This is a genomic window from Bacteroides sp. AR20 (assembly GCF_964250605.1).
GTDB lineage: Bacteria > Bacteroidota > Bacteroidia > Bacteroidales > Bacteroidaceae > Bacteroides > Bacteroides uniformis.
This window is the reverse complement of the sequence record NZ_CAXUGK010000009.1, coordinates 96,641-119,523: the sequence shown is the minus strand read 5'-3', so window position 1 is coordinate 119,523 and position 22,883 is coordinate 96,641. Positions and strand designations below refer to the sequence as shown.

Genomic DNA, 22,883 nt, shown 5'->3' with positions numbered 1-22,883 from the left:
TTATGATACTTGTTGACAACTATATTTTGGCCATTCTGTGTTGTGTCTATTGCTGCCTCTGTTGGGGCTCTTGGGCGAATACGCAGAAGATGGTGACCTCGAAAAGCTGGAGTTTCGAGCTTTTCTATTGGGACTTGGCTTTCGGTTTGTTTTTCACGGCTCTGTTGGGGGCTCTGACATTGGGAAGCTTGGGAAGTGAAGGCCGTACTTTCTTTGAGGACTTGGCGGCAATGGACTGGAACAGTATGAAGTATGCACTGTTGGGTGGTATTGTCTGGAATTTCGGTAATATCTTTCTGACGGCAGCCATCGCTGTGGCCGGTATGTCGATAGGGTTTCCCATTGGCGGAGGCTTAGCCTGGATAGGCGGTATAATTTTTAATTATCTGCTGATAACTTTGGCCGGTGAAGTATACCCCGGAAACCAGGCATTGCTTTGGATAGGGGTAGTTGTTATCATTGTAGCCATCTGCATTTGCGGGAAGGCTTATGGAAAGATGTCGGCGAGTCAGGCATCCACCCCTAAAAAAGGTATCTTATTGGCTATTGTGGCAGGATTGGCCATCATGTTTTTCTATGGATTGGTTGTAAAATCACTCGATCCCCAGTATGTTGCGGGTGGTACGGGAACACTGACTCCCTATACCGGCGTATTTTGCTTTGCCGCCGGTGTCCTTATCACTACTCCCATTTTCAATACGTTTGCCATGAGTCATCCGGCTCAAGGAAACAAGGTCACAATGAAGGACTATCTGAAAGGTGATACCCGTACACACCTGATCGGTATGTTGGGCGGCTTTATCTGGATGAGCGGTATGGTGGTCAGCTTTATGGGAGCTGGTTCTGCCAATCCGGCTATAGCCTATGCATTGAGCAATGCCGCACCGGTGGTAGCCATGATTTGGGGATTCTTTGTATGGAAAGAGTTCAAAGGAGCTCCCAAAGGAACTGTACCTATGATTGCGACTATGTTTGTACTCTTTGTTGTGGGGCTGGTACTGATTACGCTTTCAAACTGATATTTTAATTCATTGTTAACCCAAAATAATAATAAATGAAAACGATTGTAAGACAAATTAAACAGAAAAGGTTAATGGTCTTGGTGCTGTTCCTTTTGGTAGGTATGACATCTGTTTTTGCACAGAAACATGTAAGTGTATCTGGCAGAATCACCGATGAACTTAATGAACCGATGATTGGTGTAAGTGTATTGGAAAAAGGTACGACAAATGGTGTCATAACTGATTTGGATGGTAATTATACCTTGTCGGTGAATGAGGGCGCCACTATCGTCTTTTCGTATATAGGTTATGTGACCCAGGAAAAGAAAGCCGCTGCGGGTACTATGAATATAGTACTGAAAGAAGATAACAAGACCTTGGATGAAGTGGTTGTAGTGGGATATGGTGTACAGAAGAAAAGCTCCGTAACGGGGGCCATCTCTTCCGTAAAGGCTGAAGATTTTGAAAATCGTACCATTACCAATGCCGAGCAGGCCTTGCAGGGTAAGACAGCCGGTGTGCAAATTATTTCTGCATCTGCGGCTCCTGGTTCGAATCCCGCCATTCGTATCCGTGGATATAGCAGTAATGCCAGTTCAGATCCTTTGTATGTAGTCGATGGCTTGCGTACGAAAGACATCAGTAACCTCGATCCGAATGATATTGAGAGTATGGAGGTGTTGAAGGATGCTGCTTCTGCTGCTATCTATGGTGCTCAGGCTGGTAATGGTGTTGTCTTGATTACCACCCGGAAGGCAAAAAAAGGAGTTCGTCGTATTTCTTATGATTTCCAGTTGTCCTCTCAGTCTTTAGGTCGTACTCCTGATATTCTGAATGCTCAGGAATATGTCAATTATATGACTGAAGGTAATCTTATTCCCAGAGAAACAATAGATAGGTATTGGGATGGAAAGACAAATACCGATTGGGTAGAAGAGACATTTGAATCATCCATGATGCAGCGTCACAATGTCAATTTTCAAGGTGCCAATGATAATGGCTCATTATTCGCTTCACTCTCTTATTTAAGTAATAATGGTCCCATTGTTGGCAATAAGGATGTTTTTGACCGCATTACCGGTACTGTCAATGCAGATTATAAAGTAAAGGATTGGTTGAAGTTCACGACAAACAATTCATTTTCCCGTTATCATGTACAGTCTGTAAGCGAAGGCTCAGCAACCGGTTCTTTGATGCTGTCTGCCATTCAGCTTGACCCTCTTACTCCAGTTACCTATACACCGGATAAACTGCCTGACACTATGATTAATTATATGAACCAAGGGCATACCTTGCTTCAGAATGCCAATGGTGATTATTATTCTATTTCCCCTTATGGTGACTCCAATAATATCAATCCGTATATTATGCGTGACCGTGGTACAACGAAAAGAGATGGTTTTGTGTTCAGCGGTTCCACTTATCTGGATTTTACTCTGATTAAAGAACTTGTCATCACTTCACGTTTGGGATATCGCTATACTTATAGCAACTCCTATGGCTATACTATGCCTAACATTACCTGTTCTGATCTTTATCAAGATTATGTATCGGTAAATGCTACAAGCTCTAATACAACGTATTGGCAATGGGAAAACTTTGCTAACTACACTAAGACATTTGCAGATAAGCACAATGTAAACGTGATGCTTGGTATGTCTTATTCTTCCAATACCTCTTTTGGAGTGACAGGAGGAATCAATGGTAGCCGTTCTGGTGACAAGGTTGATTTAGGTATTACCAAGTTGGATCCCAACTATGCCTATTTTGCGTTCCAAACTGGTACTGCTACCCGTACGGTAAGTGGTGGAGAGAAAAGGAGATATGCAAATCTTTCTTACTTTGGTCGGGCTTCTTATGACTATGCGGGTAAATATTTTGCTCAGTTCACTCTTCGTGCGGATGCTGCCGACTTGTCTATTCTTCCTTTGCAGAAACGTTGGGGCTATTTTCCGGCTGTATCTGTTGGCTGGGTGCTTTCCAATGAGAAGTTTATGGAGAATCTCAAGTCGATTTCTCATTTGAAATTACGTGCAAGTTGGGGACAGAATGGTAGTATTGCTGGTTTGGCAGACTATATGTATGATGCTACAATTCTGTCTGAAATCAATTATCCAATGTCCGGAGATGTATCTTATGAAACGGGTTCACTGCCCTCTGCAACAGGCAACTATGATTTGAAGTGGGAAACTTCCGAACAAATCGATTTAGGTATTGATCTTCGGATGCTGAACGACCGGTTGAGTTTCGGATTTGACTATTATGAGAAAAAAACTAAGGATTTAATTGTAACCGGTATTACTCCTTCGCTGATTGTGGGTAACACGACTTCACCTATGAATGCAGGAAATGTCAAGAACAGCGGATTTGAGTTTGAACTTTCATGGCGTGATAATATTAAGGATTTCAACTATAGCATAAAAGGAAATATTGCTACTTTAAAGAATAAAGTTACTTATCTGCATGAAACTTTGGAACGCATTGAGAGTACGACAAGTGCAGGCATCGGTGTTATGAATTATTTTGAAGAAGGGCACCCCATTTGGTACATGCGTGGTTATGAGTGTACGGGCATTGACTCACAAACGGGTGACCCGATATTCAAGGATATGAATGACGATGGCATTATTGGAGATGCTGATCAAACGGAAATAGGTTCAGCCATTCCCGACTTTACTTATGGTATTACTTTGACTGCTGCATGGAAAGGTTTCGATTTGACGATATTTGGTTCCGGTTCTCATGGCAATGATGTGTTTGCCGGTTATAACCGTACTTCCCGTATGAAAGCGAATACCTTGAAGGAATTCTACGATGGGCGTTGGACAACTGCAGGAGACAATGCAAAATATGCCCGTTCCAATCCTAGTAATTATGATAAGTACTTGAAAAGCTCCAAGTTTGTATTCGACGGTTCTTACTTTAAAATCAAGCAGATACAGTTGGGTTATAATTTACCAAAGAATTTGTTGAAGCAGATTGGTTTGAGTAACCTTCGTTTGTATTGTTCTTTAGACGACTTCTTTACATTTACCAAGTATCCTGGATTTGATCCTGAATTTACAAGTACAGGTAGTGCAATGGGGTTGGATATGGGGTCTTATCCGTCCAGCAAGAAAGTCGTGTTCGGTCTTAATGTAGCATTTTAATCTTTAATTCAATACGAAATATGAAAGCAAAATATATTTTATCAAGTTTGTTGCTTGCCAGTTGCACTTTCTTTTCCTCTTGTGTGGACAATCTGGATATCTCGCAGCATGGAGTAAGCACTTTCGAAAGTTTCTATAAAACGGATGCTGATGCGGAAGAAGCCATTATAGCCTGCTATAGTAATTGGAAGGATACTTATGCACCTGCATTCTGGCTGAAGAATCTTCTTTCGGATGATTGCTATTCGGCAGGGGAGAGTTGGACGGCTGCTAGTGCGCAATTGCTGTCGACTTATACATTCGACTCTGATTTTTCTCATATTAAAACGTTGTATACGAATCTTTATAAGGTAATTTATGCCGCCAATATTGTTTTGCAGTATGTAGGGGATGATTCTGCAATTAAACTTCGTGCACGTGCAGAGGCAAAGGTTTTCCGCGCGATGTCCTACATCGAATTAATTAGTCTTTGGGGGACTCCGCCATTGGTGGATCATCCGTTAACGCCAAATGAATATTCCCAGGCCAATGGTGATACTGAGGCGCTATGGGCATTGGTGAACCAAGACCTTACTGAGGCTGTCAACAGTGGCGATCTGGAGGAAAAGACAAGTTTGGATGACTTTACCTATCGCATCACCAAACAATTTGCACAAGCTCTGTTAGGTAAGGCATATGTATTCCAGAAGAATTATGGTGCTGCCGCCGCTGCCTTGGATGAGGTGATTAATAGCGGAAAGTACGACCTTTACAATGATTATGAAAATATTCAGACTACTAAAGGAGAGGCAAATTGCGAAAGCTTATTTGAAAGTAACTATGTCTACGATGCCAATAATGCTACTGGTATTATGAGTAACATGATTTGGGTATATGTACATTGGCGCGGAGATATGCTTGCATTTAATGAGCCTACTCAAATCTATTCTCACGGAGGTTGGGGATTTTTTAATCCGACCAAGGAAAGCTATGATGCATTTGTTGAGATGGGAGATACGTATCGCTTGAATGCTTCCATAAAGACATACCAGCAGATGGAAAGCACCGGTATATCTTTGAGTGATGCCATTGCATATATGCCTGACAATGCCGGTTACTTTAGTTGGAAATACCGTGTTTATGAAGCCGATGTCATTAATTATTATTGGTTGCGTTGCCCTAACAATACTCGTGCTATGCGGTATGCTGAGGTCTTGTTACTTGCTGCTGAGGCGAGTCTCCAGTCTGGAAATGCAGGTAAAGCTGTCGACTATGTAAATAGAGTGCGTAACCGTGCTCAGTTGCCTGCATTGGGTAGCGTTTCTATGGATGATATCAAGAAAGAAAAGCGTTTGGAACTCTGGATGGAAGGTTGTCGTTATCAGGATTTGATTCGGTGGGGCGATGCTGCTACGGTACTTGCCAAAAGAGGACAGGAAAGGCCGGCTCTTTATAAAGACGGTCGTGTCAGTTGGAATGAACAGAAAAATGCTTCTGCTGGCTTCAAAAGTGGTAAGCATGAATTGCTCCCATTCCCTGCAACTGAAATGAATGTCAATAAGAATATGACCCAGAATCCGGGTTGGTAGTTAATCAATAAAATTTAGTGTATGAATAAATTTAAATGCTTATTCTTCTCAGGCCTTATGGCTGTGATGCCGGCTTGTATGAATGGACAGCAGACGTCCAGTGAAGATTCGTCAAAACCTCGTGTTATTATTACTTGTGATCCGGAACTTGATGACCTGAACTCTTTGATACGTTTCTTACTTTTCAGTACGGATTTCCGCGTGGAAGGTTTGATTTATGCCAGCAGTCAGTTTCATTGGAAAGGTGATGGGTACGGTACTAAGTGGTATGTACCTGGACGGGAATATTCTCGCAATGGTATAGACTACGGGCCTATGGAAAGTTGGCGTTGGGATCCGGAAGAACGTTTCATTGACGATGCTGTGGAAGCTTATGAGGAGGTATATCCCAATCTGAGGGTACATGATCCTTCTTATCCGACTCCCGAATATCTGAAATCCAAAATACGCATCGGTAATATAGAGTTCGATGGTGATATTTCCAAGGATACTCCGGGATCGGAGCTGATTAAAGCCGTACTGCTTGATGATTGTACAGATCCGGTATTTATCAATGCTTGGGGAGGTGCCAGCACCATAGCTCGTGCTTTGAAGTCCATTCAGGATATTTATGAGCATACTGATGCCTGGAAAGGCATTCGGGAAAAGATAATAAAAAAAGTGGTTCTTTCCCTTTCTGGTGATCAGGATGATACGTATGCACGGTATATCAAACCTTTCTGGCCGGAACTTAGACAAATGGAGATGGGCGGCATGACAGTCGGGCTGGCTTATAATGCCCAGTTGAGGGCTTCCAAAGAAAACCAGGTTTTCTATTCTCCGGAATGGATGCAGGAGAATATCCGTAGTAAAGGGCCTTTCGGTGAAATGTATCGTGTCTGGGGGGATGGAAAACAGATGGTGAAAGATGATAAGTTCGATTTCTTCGGCTTGTCGGGCTATACAGTTGATGAACTGAAGGAGCAAGGCTATGTAGTTTGGACTGGAGTTCAGCCGAAAGGGGCTTATCTGGCTGAGGGTGACACTTACTGTTTTCTGAATTTGATCGGTAATGGTCTGCGTGGTCACGAGAATCCTACTTATGGTGGCTGGTGCGGTGGAAGGACTCTTCTTCCCGATTCAGTGAAGAATCTTCCTCGTATGGAACAGATGAAGTATAGAGCTGAGCACTATCCTTTACCCGATTTTACGGCTCCGGTAATGAATGGATTGGCTGCCCGTTTTAAATGGTCAGTTACTCCAAGCTATACCGATGCAAATCATGAACCGGTGATAAAAGGTGCACTTGCCATGAATGCCAAACCGGGTGAAAAGCTGAAACTTAAATATACAGTAACCGATCCGGACAAGAATGTACTTGCCATTAAATGGTGGCAATATATGTCAGCCAGTACATATCGAGGTAAAGTGGCAGTGGATGATTCTACTTCTGCAAATACTACTTTTACTGTTCCGACTGATGCCAAACCGGGCGATACCATTCACTTGATTCTGGAGGCTACAGATGATGGTGAACCACAAATGAACCGTTATCACCGCCTAATTATTACAGTGATAGAATAAACTAGAATCAACAAACTTTAAATTGAAAAACTGAAATGAAAAAGATTTTATTGACAGTATTTATGGCAGTCTGTGGACTGCAAATGTCTGCCCAGCAGAATTTGTTTGTTGCGCAGGACCTCGAGTCTGCAATTGTGAACAAAGATAACACAGTGACTTTTAACTTTAAGGCTCCTGATGCCCAAAAGGTGCAGATTGCCGGTGACTTTGCCGAAAAGGCGGAGGGACAACACATTGGAGGTATGGTGGGAGCAGGTTTGATAGACATGACAAAGAATTCAGAAGGAATTTGGACCTATACTACCAAGCCGTTGGATTCAGAACTTTATAGCTATGAATTCATGGTAGATGGTGTGCCGACTATAGACCCTAACAATGTTTATGTCTATCGTGTCTTTGCTACCACAAGCAATGTGTTTATTGTAGGGAATGGTAAGGCAGATTTATATAAGGTAAATAAAGTTCCTCATGGAACATTGGCCCATCGTTGGTATCACTCTGATGGTATGAAAATGGATCGCCGTATCAATATCTACACGCCGGCAGGTTATGAACAATCCGGTGATAGGAAGTATCCGGTACTCTATTTATTGCATGGTATGGGAGGGGATGAAGATGAGTGGACAACTTTTGGACGTGCTGCACAGATTCTCGATAATTTGATTGCACAAGGCAAGGCTGAACCGATGATTGTTGTGATGCCCAATGGGCATGCTGCCATGGAGGCTGCACCTGGTGAGAGTAGTCTGGGATACTATAAACCTTACCATATGAAGAATGGAACCATGGACGGTGCTTTTGAAGCCTATTTCCCTGAGATTATCACGTTTGTAGAAAGTAATTATCGTGTACAAGCGGACAAAGCTCATCGTGCTATTGCGGGGCTTTCAATGGGTGGTTTTCATTCTGCCAATATTTCTTTGAACTATCCTGATATGTTCGACTATGTAGGTTTATTCTCTGCGGCCCTTAATGTCCAGAGTGCAGGTCAGAAAAATAGTCCGGTTTATCAGGATATGGATAAAAAGTTAGCTGTTCAGTTTGATAAGGCTCCCAAACTTTACTGGTTGGGTATCGGTAAAGACGATTTTCTTTATAGAAACAATGCAGCTTATCGCGCTGATTTGGATAAAAAAGGATATAAATATGAGTTTATGGAAACTCCTGGTGGACATGTATGGACCTGCTGGCGTATTTATCTCTCTGTATTTGCTCCCAAGTTGTTTAAATAAATCTGACTAGGCTATGAAAAAACAACTGTTTTATTTGCTGTTGGCTGCAGGCGTGTTGAGCGCTTGTGGCCCTGCGGCTCCTCAATTGGGTAAAGATTCTGTTGAGGATGTTATTGGTGCCATGACTTTGGAAGAAAAGGCACATTTGGTTATCGGTACCGGAATGGTGGGTACTTCGGGTGACAGTACGGTGATTGGCACTACAAAGAAGTTGGTTCCCGGTGCAGCAGGTACTACTTATCCGATACCCCGTTTGGGAATTCCTGCCATTGTGTTGGCTGATGGACCTGCAGGTTTACGTATAGATCCTATCCGCGAAGGGGATTCTGCTACTTATTATTGTACACATTTTCCTATCGGTACGTTACTTGCTTCTACTTGGAATCAGGATTTGGTAGAGGAAGTTGGAAAATCAATTGGTAATGAAGTGTTGGAATATGGTGCGGATGTTTTACTGGCTCCTGCTTTGAATATCCATCGGAATCCTTTGTGCGGGCGTAATTTTGAATATTATTCCGAAGACCCGTTGGTGTCTGGCAAGATAGCTGCTGCATATGTTAGAGGGATACAGAGCAACGGAGTGGGAACTTCCATCAAACATTTTGCTGTTAACAACCAGGAAACCAATCGGAATGCTAATGATGCTCGTATCACTCCTCGTGCCTTACGGGAAATCTATTTGAAGGGGTTCGAAATTGCAGTGAAGGAATCGGCACCATGGACAGTAATGTCCTCTTACAATCATATTAATGGCACCTATGCTTCTGAGAATACAGACTTGCTGTCCACTTTATTGCGTGATGAGTGGAATTTCGAGGGTATGGTGGTAACTGACTGGTTTGGAGGGAAGGATGCCGTGGCTCAGATGATAGCAGGTAATGATATGCTCCAACCGGGAAGGGCTAACCAGTATGATATGATTATCGAAGGGGTGAAATCCGGAAAATTGGATGAATCCATACTGAATCGTAATGTGAAGCGTGTTCTTGAACTTATTCTCCAAACTCCTCATTTTAAAGAATACAAATATTCCAATAAACCTGATTTGAAGGCGCACGCAGCAGTTACCCGCCAGTCAGCGACTGAAGGAATGGTTTTGTTGAAGAATAATAACGAAACCTTGCCATTTGAAAGGAAGGTCAGAAATATAGCTCTTTTCGGGTGTACTTCCTATGATTTCATAGCAGGAGGTACCGGCTCAGGTAATGTGAATCGTGCCTATACAGTCTCATTATTGGATGGTTTGAAGAATGCTGGATACCAGATAGATGAAGCATTGAAGGCCGATTATGAACAGTATATTGAGGCCGAGAATAAGAAAAATACTCCTGACTCGTCTCAGCCTTTCTCCAGATTTATGCCGGTACCTCGCCCGACAGAACTTATCCCTACTACAAAGGTGTTGTCAGAACAAGTTGCTAAAGCGGATGTTGCATTGGTTACGCTGGGACGTACTTCCGGTGAATTTGTAGACCGTAATGTCAGTGATTTTGAACTGAGTGAGGAAGAATTGCAACTGCTGAAGTCCGTCAGCCAAGCTTTCCATGCTGCTGGGAAGAAAGTGGTGGTGGTATTGAATATCGGAGGTGTAATCGAAACAGCTTCTTGGAAAAAACTACCGGATGCTATTTTGCTGGCTTGGCAGGCAGGACAGGAGGGTGGAAATAGTGTGACGGATGTGTTGAGCGGTAAGGTATCTCCATCGGGTAAGTTGACAATGACTTTCCCGAACAAGTTGATGGACGTTGCTTCTTCGACCAATTTTCCTATGGATGCTAGGGCTAATACAGATGTGAGGAATAAGGAGGACAAAAGCTCTTCAGTGAAGAATGTAGACTATACGGATTATGAAGAAGATATTTTTGTCGGTTATCGCTATTTCGATAGTTTCGGAAAGCAAGTGTCTTATCCTTTCGGCTATGGTCTTTCGTATACAACATTCGAGTATGTCAATCCGTCTGTCAAAGTTGATAATGGTATATATTCTGTTTCTATTGATGTGAAGAATGTTGGTAAGTTTGCAGGGAAAGAGGTTGTTCAGCTTTATGTCTCCGCTCCCAATAGGTTTCAGATGAACAAACCGGAAAAAGAACTTAAAGCTTTTACCAAAACTAAGGAATTGAGGCCAGGTGAGACTGTTACTGCCACTTTGAAACTGAACACTACGGATTTGGCTTCTTATGATGAAGCTTCTTCTTCATGGGTAGTGGATGCTGGAAATTATAAGTTTTTGATTGGAACCTCTTCCAAGGATATTAAGGCTGTACTTGATGTTGATGTGGTATCAGTTGTGGAAAAAACAAATGACATATTGAAACCACAAGAGACTGTTAATACGATAAAACGCTGAAGGTGAGTATAATATTATTCTTGGTTGTGATTAGGTTGATTTGTAGTGCTTAGGTAAATTAATTGTAATTGGGTAAAATTGGGAAAGAAGCTGCCTCGGAGTTATGAGGTAGCTTCTTCTTTTATTTGGTAATAAGATAAATTAATACCCTCCGTGTCCTACTTACGATATAAATCCCTATCTTTGTGGCGCTTTTTAGCTGAAAATAAGATTCAAATTAATTTAGATACAACAGAAAATGGCACAAGAAGACGTTTTTAAGAAACTCGTATCACACTGTAAGGAATATGGTTTTGTGTTCCCTTCCAGCGAGATTTATGATGGACTGGGAGCTGTGTATGACTATGGTCAGATGGGTGTGGAACTGAAAAATAACATCAAGCAATACTGGTGGCAGAGTATGGTGCTGCTGCACGAAAATATTGTCGGTATCGACTCAGCAATCTTTATGCACCCCACCATCTGGAAAGCCAGCGGACACGTAGATGCTTTCAATGACCCTTTGATTGACAACCGCGATTCCAAGAAACGTTATCGTGCCGATGTGTTGATAGAGGACCAGCTTGCTAAGTACGATGACAAGATAAACAAAGAAGTGGCCAAAGCTGCCAAGCGTTTTGGTGAGGCTTTCGATGAGGCTCAGTTCCGCAGTACCAACGGTCGTGTGCTGGAACACCAGGCCAAGCGTGATGCCTTGCATGAACGCTTTTCCAAGGCTTTGAACGATAATAATCTGGACGAACTCCGTCAGATTATCCTTGACGAAGAAATCGTTTGCCCTATCAGTGGCACAAAGAACTGGACAGAGGTGCGTCAGTTCAATCTGATGTTCTCAACAGAAATGGGTTCCACTGCCGATGGTGCCATGAAGATATACCTGCGCCCTGAAACGGCACAAGGTATCTTCGTAAATTACCTGAATGTACAGAAAACCGGTCGCATGAAGATTCCTTTCGGTATCGCCCAGATTGGTAAGGCTTTCCGTAACGAAATCGTAGCCCGCCAGTTCATCTTCCGCATGCGCGAGTTCGAGCAGATGGAAATGCAGTTCTTCGTGAAGCCGGGTACGGAGCTTGACTGGTTCAAGACCTGGAAGGCTACTCGTCTGAAATGGCACAAGGCGCTGGGCTTCGGCGACGACCATTACCGTTTCCACGACCACGACAAACTGGCACACTACGCCAATGCTGCTACAGACATCGAGTTCCTGATGCCTTTCGGTTTCAAGGAAGTAGAAGGTATTCACAGCCGTACTAATTTTGACTTGTCCCAGCATGAGAAATTCTCTGGTAAGAACATCAAGTATTTCGACCCTGAAACCAACGAAAGCTATACTCCGTATGTCATCGAAACCTCGATAGGCGTAGACCGTATGTTCCTCAGCATCATGTCTGCTTCCTATTGTGAAGAGAAGCTGGAGAACGGTGAAACGCGCGTAGTATTGAAACTTCCCGCTGCCCTGGCTCCGGTGAAGCTGGCCGTGATGCCGTTGGTAAAGAAAGACGGACTGCCCGAAAAAGCACGCGAGATTATCGACAACCTGAAGTTCCACTTCCATTGCCAGTATGACGAGAAAGATTCCATCGGTAAACGTTACCGCCGTCAGGATGCCATCGGTACTCCGTACTGCGTAACTGTGGACCATCAGACTTTGGAAGATAACTGTGTGACACTGCGTAATCGTGACACCATGCAGCAAGAGCGCGTGGCTATCTCTGAACTGAATAATATTATTGCAGACCGTGTAAGCATCACATCGTTGCTGAAAACCTTGCAATAAGAATAATATTAATTACAAATTATAAATTATGAGGGTGCGTAGTGAATGCCACTTGTTTCTTGTAATTTATAATTCGTAATTAATGAATAATTTGTAATTAATGAAAATGAGAAAAAGATTTTTGTTTTTGCCTTTCCTGCTGTTGCTTGTAAGCGGACTAGTGTCTTGCGAAGAAGTAGAAGATGAGGGAAAGTATTATGATTGGCAGGCACGTAACGAAGCATACATTGATTCGATAAAAAATGTTGCGGGTGATAGATATGTAGCTACTGAAGAAGGTATAAGGGCTGTGGAAGTCGGTGAAATGTTTATTCTTCAAGACTATCTTGTTAGCACTGATAAGCATCCTCGGTATATATATTGTAAGAAACTTGTTAAGAATGCAGAGGGTGAAATTCCTGTATGGACAGAAGCTGTGAATGCTTTTTATTACGGTACACTTATTACCGGTGAGAAATTTGATGGTGGTTTTGACGGTTATGGTGCATTGGATCAAAATATACCAAATCCACCTGGGCGAGAACCGACTCCTTTTAGTTGGTCTACTGATTTTCTTATAACAGAGTCAACATTGAGAACGGGTTGGAAAATCTTTTTGCAATATATGGCTGTTGGCGAACGTTGGTTAGTGTATCTTCCTACGGATTCTGCATATGGTTCTGAAGGTAGTGGTACTATTCCCGGATATTCAGCTTTAGTCTTTGATGTAGTTTTAAATAAAGTGATAGAATAACTCCTAAATGTTGATATAATGAGAAAATATGCATTGTTTAGTTGTGTATCTTCTTCTTATATCATGTGTAGCAGAACAAGAAAAAGATCTTATTGTTTGAGCGCCTCTTCCTTAACGGTATTGTCACTAAGGGCAAAAACAACAAGAAGAACTCATGAGTATGGTCGATAAAATTCTGCTTAGAATGGGACATTAATTGAAACTGTTAATGACGAACCGAAGAATATCGCACAAACTGAACATTCAAGACGCCAATCGTTCAATAACTTTATGGGTAATGCTGTGTCAGCTATCTATAGCAGTCTATTGTTTCTTTGAGAAGAAACTCACCATTGAACTTAATTTGCTGAATATTTCAAGGATAAATGAATTATAAAAATGGCATGTGAAATGAAAAACTTAAATCATTTACACATGCCAACTTGTTTTTAAAGGATTTACTGAACATCCCTATTTATTTTGTGATTATATCTCAAAAAGTGATGAGAAGATTTATTCAGAGACTTTTAAAATCAAGGTTAGTTATAGCTTAGGATAGGGATCTCTTACTTTATATAATTTGAATGAACTAACTTTGTCATTAAAATCTATTTTCTTAAAATTAGTATGTGATATTTCTTGGTGATCCACATTGAGTATAAAGGCCTTACTACTAGATTTATAATTAGAGTCTCTATAAAAAATCACTATCGCACTCATTTCTGCATTCTCTGGTGTGCCAACTCTGCGAGAACCTGTAAGTTTAAATGAAGTAATTATGTCATTAAAATCCTTAGGTATCATTGGGACTCCATAGTTGTATGCATTTTTCATATTAGGAACTTCTATCGGCCCATTATATGTTAACACTTCTCCTCCAAAGTCTTTGTGTTCATATACTTTTAAAGTTATAGATGTAAGGTAAGCCATTGATAGCCTAGTTTGGGCATTATCACTACGTTGAAATTTTTCTTCTACAAACAATTCTAGTTCTTTAGTGGAATCAAAATATTCAATTGTACCATTGGAATAAGTAAGCGTAGAAGTGTTAGGATTATTGTTCAATTTGGATAACATATTACCTATTTCAGGATTTATAAATACTATCGTGGAATCTTGCAGCTCATATTCGGCTGTATATTCTACTCCTTGGTATCTAAATCTGAAGGAATCACTATGTACTTTGTTTTCTGCCGGTAGCATGTTTTCTAATGTATTTTCATTAGAACATGATGTGATGGAGACGAAGATGGAAATAAATGCCATCATTTTTAACAGTGTTTTCATGATTTAATAGTTTAAAGTTTCTTTTACCAAAGAAAAGAATAAAAAAATTAAAAAACAAATTTTCAACAAAATATTGCATATGTAATTTTTATATTTTCTTCTTGATGCTCTTTACCCAAATCTTGTATCCATCCTCATTCAAATGCAACCCGTCGTTGGTTAGTTCGCTGCGCAGTACATTCGTTCCCTTCTCTGTAAACAAGGGGAAGAGGTCGATATAAGCGATGTTTTTTTCTTTGGCAAGTGCTTCCAAACGAAGGTTGACTTCAGGGACCATATCGGTTTTTCCGGTCAGGCTTTTATAGCGTCCGAAACTTTCATTGAAAGGAAGCAGGCTTTGCAGGTAGAACTTCGTATCGGGAGATTCTTTCTGAATACGTTCCACGGTTGTACGAATCATACTTACAATGCTGTCCGATGTCAAATTGTGGGAAATATCGTTGACTCCGATAAGCAGGAACAGCTTGGCGGGATGTCCGGGGAGTATCTGGTGCAGACGGTCGTAGATACCCATCACTTCGTCACCGATAATGCCACGGTTGCGTACGTTCTTCTTGCCGAGGCGTGCCGACCAGTCACCGCCGCCTTCAGTCAGGCTGTTGCCAAGCATGACGATGTCTTTGCTTGTAATGGCAGGCTCATCCATAAACTGTAGGAAGCGTTTGTAGTAATGGTCTGTATAGATGCGCGGAACGGGACAGATGGAAGCTGCCACGGCATTGGCAACCAATGAACGCAGACGAACCACGCTATGCCCGTCTTCCGGATGCACGGCATTGATAAGCAATATGACAGAAGTGTCATTGTCTGGGTCGATAACGATGGAAGTACCTGTATATCCGGTATGGCTATAGGTGTTCGGGCCGAACAAGTCCCCGTTGTTGGAGGCGTATGCTGTAAAGCAGTCCCAGCCGAGAGTACGTCCCAGATTGGCTGTGGCGCGTGGCACGGTACGCATGGTTTTTACACCCAGTGGGCTCAGGATACGGCGGCCGTTCCATTCGCCTCCGTTCTGCAGGGCTGCGCAGAGCACGGCAATATCTTCGGCACAGGAGAATACTCCGGCGTTGCCGCTGATGCCTCCGTTCATGATACGGGCTAGCGGGTCGTGTACTTGTCCGCAGAGGACTTGCCCGTCAGGTTGTTTTTCGGTTGGCGCGATGGCATTGTGCCAGTCTCCTTCGGTGATACCTGCCCAGTTTGCATCTGTTGTATTTATCCATTTGCCATTCTTGTCATGTTGGCAGGGCAGATAGTCGGTATGCTCCATGCCGAGTACGTCAAATATGTTTTCACGGGCAAAATCACGCAAACTTTGGCCGCTTATTGTCTCGATGATATGCTGCAGGGTGATGAAGTTGAGGCAACTGTATTGGAAATCTGTCTGTGGCTTGAAGTCACGTTTGCAAGTAGCGATGTATTCCATAAGACCATCCGGATTGGGGGAACCGTATTGCTTTTCAAGTTCGCCCACCGGTGCGTATGGGGGCAGTCCGGAAGTATGTGTCATCAGGTCGGCAATGCGGATTACCTTCTTCTCTTTGCCGTCTGCACTCTCCCAATTCTTAAAATTGGGTATGTAGAGGCTGACGGGGTCCAGCATACGGAGCTTGCCGCGTTCTGCCAGTATCATTGTACATACGGCAGTCGACATGGATTTGCTGCATGATGCCATATCAAAGATGGTATTGGTAGTCATTGGCTCTACACTGGGGTAGATGCGCTTGTTACCATAGGCTTTCAAGTATGCCATTTTCCCATTGCGCACTACGGCAAGTACGGCACCGGGAATATCCTTGTTGGCGATAGCCGTTTCAATCGCTTCATCGGCATACATCAGTTTGCGGGAGTCCATTCCCACCTGTTCAGGAGCTACACGCTGCAAAGGCTGCGCAGTGGCAACTTGCAGACAAAGAGAAAAGAGAAAAAAACAGATTGCTTTCATAATAAAAAGATTTGCCCCGCCCCCTATGAAAGGGGTTTTGACACACTCTTGAAAGGGGAAGGGGATAATTAATCGGGTTAATTGTTCTTGAAACTATTCTTCTTCCTCTTTAGTGGCACGAGGAGCTCTGTACGCATCCACTGCCTTTTTCACCGAACCGTGCATCAACAGCAGCGCCTTGGCTTTGCCATAGTCCAGTTCGAGTTCCTCTACAATCATACGGGTACCACGGTCCACAAGCTTTTTGTTACTGAGCTGCATATTCACCATTTTGTTGCCTTTCACGCGTCCCAACTGTATCATGACGGAAGTAGTAATCATATTCAGTATCATTTTCTGTCCTGTTCCCGATTTCATGCGTGAGCTTCCCGTCACATATTCAGGCCCTACAATCATTTCGATGGCTACATCTGCCTCTGCTGCCATTGGAGAGTCCGGGTTGCTGGTGATACAGCCGGTCAGTATGCCGTGTTCGCGTGCCTCGTGCATGGCACCAATCACGTAGGGGGTGGTACCGGATGCAGCAATACCGATGACCGTATCCTTATCTGTAATATTGCGTTCCGTCAACTCTTCCCAACCGCGGTGAATGTCATCTTCGGCATTCTCTACCGGATTTCTCAATGCAGTGTCACCACCGGCAATCAAGCCGATAACCAGCGTGGGGGGCATACCGAAAGTCGGTGGAATTTCCGAAGCGTCGAGTACGCCCAGACGTCCACTGGTACCCGCACCCATGTAGAAGATGCGTCCGCCTTGTTTCATGCGGGGCACAATCTGGGTTACCAACTTTTCTATTTGAGGGATTGCCCTCTGTACGGCAAGCGCCACTTTCTGGTCTTCGGTATTGATGTCTTCCAGAATTTCACGGACTGATTTCTTTTCCAAGTCATTGTAGAGCGATGGTTGCTCTGAGATTTTTACGAACATAAGGCTATTTACTATTTGACGATTTACTATTTACGATTTGTCACTTTCAGTTGTGATATTTGATGAGTCTTTCCATGGGGCTCTTGATGATTGCGCCCAGTTGGATACCCATTTCTTTGGCAGCTTCTGCCAGAACTTCCTTGTAATAGAAGGCTACGGAACCGATGAAATGTACTTTTTGATGCTGATAGTCTTCATATTGCATGACATTGCGTTTAAGGAATGCCTTAAAGCTGTTCAGTACCAGAGCGCGTACACAAGGTTCACCCAGATTCTGTGCAAGAAATGGTGACAAGCTTGCCAGGAAACGGTTGGGGAAAGGTTTACGGTAGACACGGTCGATGATATCAGCAGGTGTCAGGTCGAACTGTTTGAGGAATTTCTCTTTCAGCTCGGGTGTCATCTGATTTTTCAAGATATCGCCTACCAACAGTTTGCCCAAGCAGGCTCCGCTGCCTTCGTCTCCCAAGATGAATCCCAGAGGAGATACATTGGTGACAATGCTTTTTCCGTCATAATAACATGAGTTGGAGCCGGTCCCCATGATGCAGGCAATGCCTGAGTCATGTCCGCAGAGGCCACGTGCGGCAGCCAGCATATCGGTATTGACTTCCACTTCATTTTTCACACTGAGGTGTTTGGTTATGGCACGGTGCACCATACTTATCTTGTCGGGAAATCCGCATCCTGCACCATAAAAGTATACGGCATCCAGCTCACTTGTCTTCAGCTGAGGTAATAGCGCTGTTGCTATTTCATTACTGATTTCCTCTTCCGACTGAAAGAAAGGGTTCGTCCCTTTCGTGAATATCTGTTGGAGAAGTACTCCATTCTCTACAACACACCAATCGGTCTTTGTAGAGCCACTGTCTGCTATTAGAATCATATAAATAATGTTTAATGATTAGGGATTAGGGGCTAGTGATTAAGGATTAGTGATTAATGGTAGGTGATACTGTTTCTTAATTATAGGCAACGTATTAATCACTAATCCTTAATCACTAACCCCTAATCCTTATATTTTGATATATATTTTTCGTTTGTACAACTGGTAGCCGATACACCAGTTAATGGCGATAAACAGCAGGGCAAAGGCAAGGGAACCGGCGGTTTCACCGAAAACGGGCATGAGGACTATATTGTATAAGAATCCGTGTATGCTGATGCTGCTGTTTCCCCACGGGAAACTGATACTACCGAAAAGTATGCTAAGTACGCCGCCCAATACATACATGAACAGCGGATTCACACCGAATGCCTCGAAAAACATGCTCCACTTCTTATAGCCTTTCACATCAATAATCCAGATAAGCAATGCCAGAAAACTGGATGCCAGTCCGCAAGTGACGAGTACGTAGGTAGGAGACCATATTTTCTTGTTGATGGGGCAGCCGTAGCTTAGCAGGAAACCGGAGAAAGTAAGGATAACACCTACCAGAAACAGTGTGATAAGCTGCGAATTGAGAAATGAGGCACGGTCTTCCGACTTGTTGCCATCCAGCATCAGCCGCCCTACACAGAAGCCCAGCAACACATGTGCAATGGCAGGAATGGTGCTTAACAAACCTTCGGGATCTATGCCGTTATCCTTGTACATGTGTGCAGGGGTCAGGATGGCACGGTCTACCACGGAAAGAATGTTTGTTTCATTATAGGCGAAACCGTTGCCGCACATCAACAGTATGAAGTAGCCTGTCAATAGGCCGGCTATCAGATAAGGTATATGTTTATGCTTCATGGTTAGTGCAATGATGGAGGCTGCTCCGTAGCAAAGGGCCAGCCGTTGCATGACACCCAGAATACGGATACGGTCGAATGTCCAGACGGAAGCCCATAGCTTCTCTCCGAAACTGAGGTCGTCCGGAGCGGAGGCCCAGTAATAGCAGAAACGCGAGAACCAGCCGATAGCCATGCCTATAAGGAAAATGACGATGGTGCGTTTCAGTATCTTCATGCCGGCGGCGTGGCTGAACTCGAAGTTGTATTTCTTCAGGGAAATGTATGTGGAAATTCCCATGATAAACATGAAGAAGGGAAAGACGAGGTCGGTGGGGGTCAGACCGTTCCACTCTGCATGCCGCAAGGGGGCATAGATATGTCCCCACGAACCGGGGTTGTTTACCATAATCATACCTGCGATGGTGACACCACGGAGAATGTCGAGTGCAAGGATGCGTTTACTTACTTTTGTACTGTTCATTGTAATATTTGTGTGTTAAGTTAATTATCAATCCTAATTATCAGCTGCCTTTGTACATTCGTCTACCAGATAGGCAATGGATACATAGGGGATACCTGAGTTTGTTGTCAATCCGATTTCACAAGTACGGCTGTTAGAGTAGCCTATATTCACTCCGGACGCTTCTATTTGCGGGCGGAGTTTGCGTAGGGCGTACGAGTTCAGCTCAGGATAGGTGAATCCCCGGTCTCCGGCAAAACCGCAGCAACCTACTTCTTCCGGCACGATGACTTTACTGGAGCAAAGGCGTGCAAGGGCTATAATGGTATCTGCCAGTCCCATTTTCCGCATGGAGCAGGTGATGTGGATTGCTACGGGGCGGTTAATAGGTGTGAAAATTAGCTTCTCACGTAAGAATGTATAGATGAATTCTGCAGGTTCATACAGTTTCATCTTCTTGATACATTCGCGCATGCGGTGCAGACAAGGGCTTTGGTCACAGAGGACGGGGTATTTGCCTTGTTCGCTGGCTTCCCAAAGTGCGGCCTCCAGTTCGGCTGTCTTGCGATCGGCAATGTCCAGCATCCCTTTACTTTCCCAAATGGTGCCACAGCAAAGCTTGTCCATATCTTTCGGGAAGATGATTTCGTAACCGGCTTTTTGCAACAAGGACACCATTTTATTTACCAATGGCTGCTCTACGGGAGACTTCTTTGCCAGACCCATAGTCTGGTTGATGCAGCTGGGGAAGTAGACGACTTTGTAGTTACGAGTTACAGAGCTACGAGCTACAAGTGCTGCGCTATTATGCTGCATAGTGCTTGTAGCTTGTAACTCCGTAGCTTGTAACTGATAACTTTTCGGCATAGCCGGCGTCCATAGAGGTATGCCTAATGCATTGTGCAGCCCCTTGGTAATGCCGCTCATCGCCTTTGTCCCTAATAGTGAATGTCCGAAGTTGGCTAAGGACAATACGGGACGCAGTGCACTCTTGACACCAGCGAAATGATTGGCGACAAAGTCTCCGGCTTTGTATCCCAGACTGCCTTTGGGTAATGCTTCCTGGCGGATTATATGGGTAAGGTCGCCCGTATTGATACCCATCGGGCACGACATGGAGCAGAGGCCGTCTCCGGCACAAGTCTGGTTGCCGGGATAGCGGTATTGTTTTTCGAGCAGTGCAAGGCGTGTCGGGTCCTCACCGCTTTGTTTCAGCCGGGATATTTCGCGCTGCAACACGATACGCTGGCGCGAGGAAAGGGTAAAGCCGCAGGAGAGACAGTTGACTTCGCAGAAACCGCACTCGATGCATTTGTCAGCTACGAGTGACGTAGCTTGTCTCTTGTCACTCATCACTAATAAAGGCAGCGGCTTGAAGTTCTTGATATGGCATTGCGGGTCATCATTGAAAATGACACCGGGGTTTAGCAATCCTTGTGGGTCAAACAGCTCTTTGACGGCTTTCATGGCTTTGTAGGCGTCATCTCCCCATTCATGGCGGACAAAGGGAGCCATATTCCGGCCCGTGCCATGCTCGGCTTTCAGGGAACCGTCATATTTATCTACTACCAAGGTCTTGATGTCATTCATCAAGTCTTCGTAGCGTTTCACTTCCGCTTGGGTACTGAAGGACTGGTTGATGATGAAGTGGTAGTTGCCTTCGAGAGCATGGCCGTAGATGCAGGCGTCATTATATCCGTGGCGGGCTATGAGCTGTTGCAGTTCTGCCGTTGCCTCCGGAAGGTCTTCAATGTGGAAGGCGATGTCTTCGATGAGGCAAGTGGTTCCCGGTTGGCGCGTACCTCCCACAGAGGGGAAGATGCCGGAACGGATGGCCCAGTATTTAGAATATTCCTCCGGACGGTCGGTGAAGCGTACCGGAATATAGGTGGTGAAGGCTTGCAGGCAAGCTTCAATGGCAGATATGTTCTGTTGCAGTTCTTCCGGGGTACGGGCTTTGGTTTCGGTCAGCACTGCTGTCAACCCGGTTTCGTCGCCGGGCTCCACGCCGGGGAGGGCAGAGGAGGCAACTTCGCCTTTGTATTTTAGGAATACGGGGTCGTTGACGGAAGAAAGGCTCTTATAGTCTAGCATTTCAGCCCCTTTTACTGTCCATTCGCCGGTTTCGTCGACCAGCTTCTTCATGGCTACCACAGCGCGGCTCGCTTCTTTGATGGTCTTGAAGTAGAGCATAGCGCTGGCCTTGTAGGGATAATCATATTCAGTCTTCATCGTCACTTCCGAAAGGAACGCCAGTGTACCTTCGGAACCTACCATGAGGTGGGCAATGATTTCGAATGGGTCGTCGAAACGGACGAAGGGCAACAGATTGAGCCCGGTTACATTTTTGATGGAATATTTGTAACGGATGCGTTCGGCCAGTTTTTCGTTGGTACGTATTTCATCGCGCAGTTCGCAGATGCGGCGAATGAAGTCACGGTGACTCACTTCGAAGGAGGCGCGGCTGACGGGATTTCCGGTATCCAGCAGGGTACCATCCATCAGGATAATACGGGCGGAAACAAGCACCTTGTCGCTATTGGCGTGCGTACCGCAGTTCATGCCGGAAGCATTGTTCATGACAATACCGCCTACCATGGCGCTTTTCACCGAGGCGGGATCCGGTGCAAACTTACGGCCGTAGGGAGCCAACAGTTCGTTCACACGTTGTCCGATGATGCCCGGTTGGAGGGTTATCTGTTCGTAGTCGGCGGATATGCTGTATTTTTCCCAATTCTTGCCGGCTACGATGAGGATGGAGTCGCTAATGGCTTGACCCGACAAACTGGTCCCTGCCGCTCGGAAGGTGACGGGCAGCCCGTGGCGGCTCGCCAGTTTCAACAGTTGTGAAACTTCATCTTCGTCTTTCGAACGGATTACAATCTGGGGAATCAGTCGGTAAAAACCGGCATCCGTACCCCAAGCCAGCCGGCGAAGTTCGTCGGTGTAAATCCTTTCCTGCGGAATGAATTGTTTTGCTTCCTGCAGGAAAGCCATGTAACTATGCTCTTTCATGTTCACTTTTTTTATTGCATCACTTCGCTTCAAAGTGCTCTGTAAACGTGTCTTACGAGGGGGTACATTCAGTCGTATACTGAATATATTTAAGTATACGACTGAATGTGGTTCTGTATACGACTGAAATAGTCTCCGTATCAGGCTCTTTTCCCTTCCTTATTTATCTGTA

The 22,883-nt window shown here is 44.2% G+C and carries 14 protein-coding genes and 1 pseudogene; 9 read left to right on the top strand and 6 right to left on the bottom strand.

Going from position 1 to position 22,883, the window contains the following annotated elements:
• The first annotated feature begins 2 nt into the window (after positions 1–2).
• The 9 genes and pseudogenes from ACESTD_RS06985 to ACESTD_RS06945 form a co-directional block, all read left to right on the top strand.
• Positions 3–1,019 (top strand): GRP family sugar transporter, encoded by a 1,017-nt coding sequence (locus tag ACESTD_RS06985; RefSeq protein ID WP_005834661.1) that lies wholly within the window; start codon positions 3–5, stop codon positions 1,017–1,019.
• A 74-nt stretch (positions 1,020–1,093) separates the two neighbouring features.
• The gene (locus ACESTD_RS06980) at positions 1,094–4,150 is read left to right on the top strand and encodes a SusC/RagA family TonB-linked outer membrane protein (protein WP_373158732.1); all 3,057 of its coding nucleotides are present in this window, start codon (positions 1,094–1,096) and stop codon (positions 4,148–4,150) included.
• Between the two features lie 20 nt (positions 4,151–4,170).
• Positions 4,171–5,718, top strand: a complete 1,548-nt coding sequence (locus ACESTD_RS06975) for a RagB/SusD family nutrient uptake outer membrane protein (RefSeq protein ID WP_130080291.1) — start codon at positions 4,171–4,173, stop codon at positions 5,716–5,718.
• 21 nt (positions 5,719–5,739) lie between these two features.
• A complete protein-coding gene (locus ACESTD_RS06970) occupies positions 5,740–7,281 on the top strand; it encodes a nucleoside hydrolase-like domain-containing protein (RefSeq protein ID WP_373158731.1) in 1,542 nt (513 codons plus the stop codon).
• 35 nt (positions 7,282–7,316) lie between these two features.
• Positions 7,317–8,513, top strand: a complete 1,197-nt coding sequence (locus ACESTD_RS06965; RefSeq protein ID WP_373158730.1) for an esterase — start codon at positions 7,317–7,319, stop codon at positions 8,511–8,513.
• A 13-nt stretch (positions 8,514–8,526) separates the two neighbouring features.
• Positions 8,527–10,863 carry a glycoside hydrolase family 3 protein gene (locus tag ACESTD_RS06960; RefSeq protein ID WP_005824986.1) on the top strand — a complete coding sequence of 779 codons (2,337 nt, stop codon included), beginning with the start codon at positions 8,527–8,529 and terminating at the stop codon, positions 10,861–10,863.
• A 238-nt stretch (positions 10,864–11,101) separates the two neighbouring features.
• Positions 11,102–12,643: a glycine--tRNA ligase gene (locus ACESTD_RS06955; RefSeq protein ID WP_250706944.1), complete on the top strand. Its 1,542-nt coding sequence runs from the start codon at positions 11,102–11,104 to the stop codon at positions 12,641–12,643.
• 100 nt (positions 12,644–12,743) lie between these two features.
• Positions 12,744–13,376, top strand: coding sequence for an FKBP-type peptidyl-prolyl cis-trans isomerase (locus ACESTD_RS06950; RefSeq protein ID WP_349306668.1), 633 nt, complete (start codon positions 12,744–12,746; stop codon positions 13,374–13,376).
• Between the two features lie 92 nt (positions 13,377–13,468).
• Positions 13,469–13,752: pseudogene (locus ACESTD_RS06945) on the top strand (transposase); the annotation flags it as partial.
• A 146-nt stretch (positions 13,753–13,898) separates the two neighbouring features.
• Here ACESTD_RS06945 and ACESTD_RS06940 read toward each other — a convergent pair.
• The 6 genes from ACESTD_RS06940 to ACESTD_RS06915 all read right to left on the bottom strand — a co-directional run bounded on the left by ACESTD_RS06940 (position 13,899) and on the right by ACESTD_RS06915 (position 22,711).
• The gene (locus ACESTD_RS06940) at positions 13,899–14,642 is read right to left on the bottom strand and encodes a hypothetical protein (protein ID WP_250706945.1); all 744 of its coding nucleotides are present in this window, start codon (positions 14,640–14,642) and stop codon (positions 13,899–13,901) included.
• A gap of 88 nt (positions 14,643–14,730) precedes the next feature.
• Positions 14,731–16,587, bottom strand: coding sequence for a serine hydrolase (locus ACESTD_RS06935; RefSeq protein ID WP_250706946.1), 1,857 nt, complete (start codon positions 16,585–16,587; stop codon positions 14,731–14,733).
• Between the two features lie 93 nt (positions 16,588–16,680).
• Entirely contained in the window at positions 16,681–17,517 is an 837-nt protein-coding gene (gene murQ, locus ACESTD_RS06930; RefSeq protein WP_373158729.1) for an N-acetylmuramic acid 6-phosphate etherase, read from the bottom strand.
• Positions 17,518–17,563: 46 nt separating this feature from the next.
• Positions 17,564–18,403: a BadF/BadG/BcrA/BcrD ATPase family protein gene (locus tag ACESTD_RS06925; RefSeq protein WP_005834671.1), complete on the bottom strand. Its 840-nt coding sequence runs from the start codon at positions 18,401–18,403 to the stop codon at positions 17,564–17,566.
• Between the two features lie 129 nt (positions 18,404–18,532).
• Complete coding sequence (locus ACESTD_RS06920) at positions 18,533–19,717, bottom strand: acyltransferase family protein (protein WP_005824978.1); 1,185 nt, start codon at positions 19,715–19,717, stop codon at positions 18,533–18,535.
• A 33-nt stretch (positions 19,718–19,750) separates the two neighbouring features.
• Positions 19,751–22,711 (bottom strand): FAD-binding and (Fe-S)-binding domain-containing protein, encoded by a 2,961-nt coding sequence (locus ACESTD_RS06915; RefSeq protein ID WP_005834673.1) that lies wholly within the window; start codon positions 22,709–22,711, stop codon positions 19,751–19,753.
• Positions 22,712–22,883 lie beyond the last annotated feature (172 nt).

Excerpts from the sequence above, each read along its gene's own strand:
- ACESTD_RS06985 (WP_005834661.1), top strand. The coding sequence starts at position 3 with ATGATACTTGTTGACAACTATATTTTGGCCATTCTGTGTTGTGTCTAT.
- ACESTD_RS06980 (WP_373158732.1), top strand. The coding sequence starts at position 1,094 with ATGGTCTTGGTGCTGTTCCTTTTGGTAGGTATGACATCTGTTTTTGCA.
- ACESTD_RS06975 (WP_130080291.1), top strand. The coding sequence starts at position 4,171 with ATGAAAGCAAAATATATTTTATCAAGTTTGTTGCTTGCCAGTTGCACT.
- ACESTD_RS06970 (WP_373158731.1), top strand. The coding sequence starts at position 5,740 with ATGAATAAATTTAAATGCTTATTCTTCTCAGGCCTTATGGCTGTGATG.
- ACESTD_RS06965 (WP_373158730.1), top strand. The coding sequence starts at position 7,317 with ATGAAAAAGATTTTATTGACAGTATTTATGGCAGTCTGTGGACTGCAA.
- ACESTD_RS06960 (WP_005824986.1), top strand. The coding sequence starts at position 8,527 with ATGAAAAAACAACTGTTTTATTTGCTGTTGGCTGCAGGCGTGTTGAGC.
- ACESTD_RS06955 (WP_250706944.1), top strand. The coding sequence starts at position 11,102 with ATGGCACAAGAAGACGTTTTTAAGAAACTCGTATCACACTGTAAGGAA.
- ACESTD_RS06950 (WP_349306668.1), top strand. The coding sequence starts at position 12,744 with ATGAAAATGAGAAAAAGATTTTTGTTTTTGCCTTTCCTGCTGTTGCTT.
- ACESTD_RS06940 (WP_250706945.1), bottom strand. The coding sequence starts at position 14,642 with ATGAAAACACTGTTAAAAATGATGGCATTTATTTCCATCTTCGTCTCC.
- ACESTD_RS06935 (WP_250706946.1), bottom strand. The coding sequence starts at position 16,587 with ATGAAAGCAATCTGTTTTTTTCTCTTTTCTCTTTGTCTGCAAGTTGCC.
- murQ (WP_373158729.1), bottom strand. The coding sequence starts at position 17,517 with ATGTTCGTAAAAATCTCAGAGCAACCATCGCTCTACAATGACTTGGAA.
- ACESTD_RS06925 (WP_005834671.1), bottom strand. The coding sequence starts at position 18,403 with ATGATTCTAATAGCAGACAGTGGCTCTACAAAGACCGATTGGTGTGTT.
- ACESTD_RS06920 (WP_005824978.1), bottom strand. The coding sequence starts at position 19,717 with ATGAACAGTACAAAAGTAAGTAAACGCATCCTTGCACTCGACATTCTC.
- ACESTD_RS06915 (WP_005834673.1), bottom strand. The coding sequence starts at position 22,711 with ATGAAAGAGCATAGTTACATGGCTTTCCTGCAGGAAGCAAAACAATTC.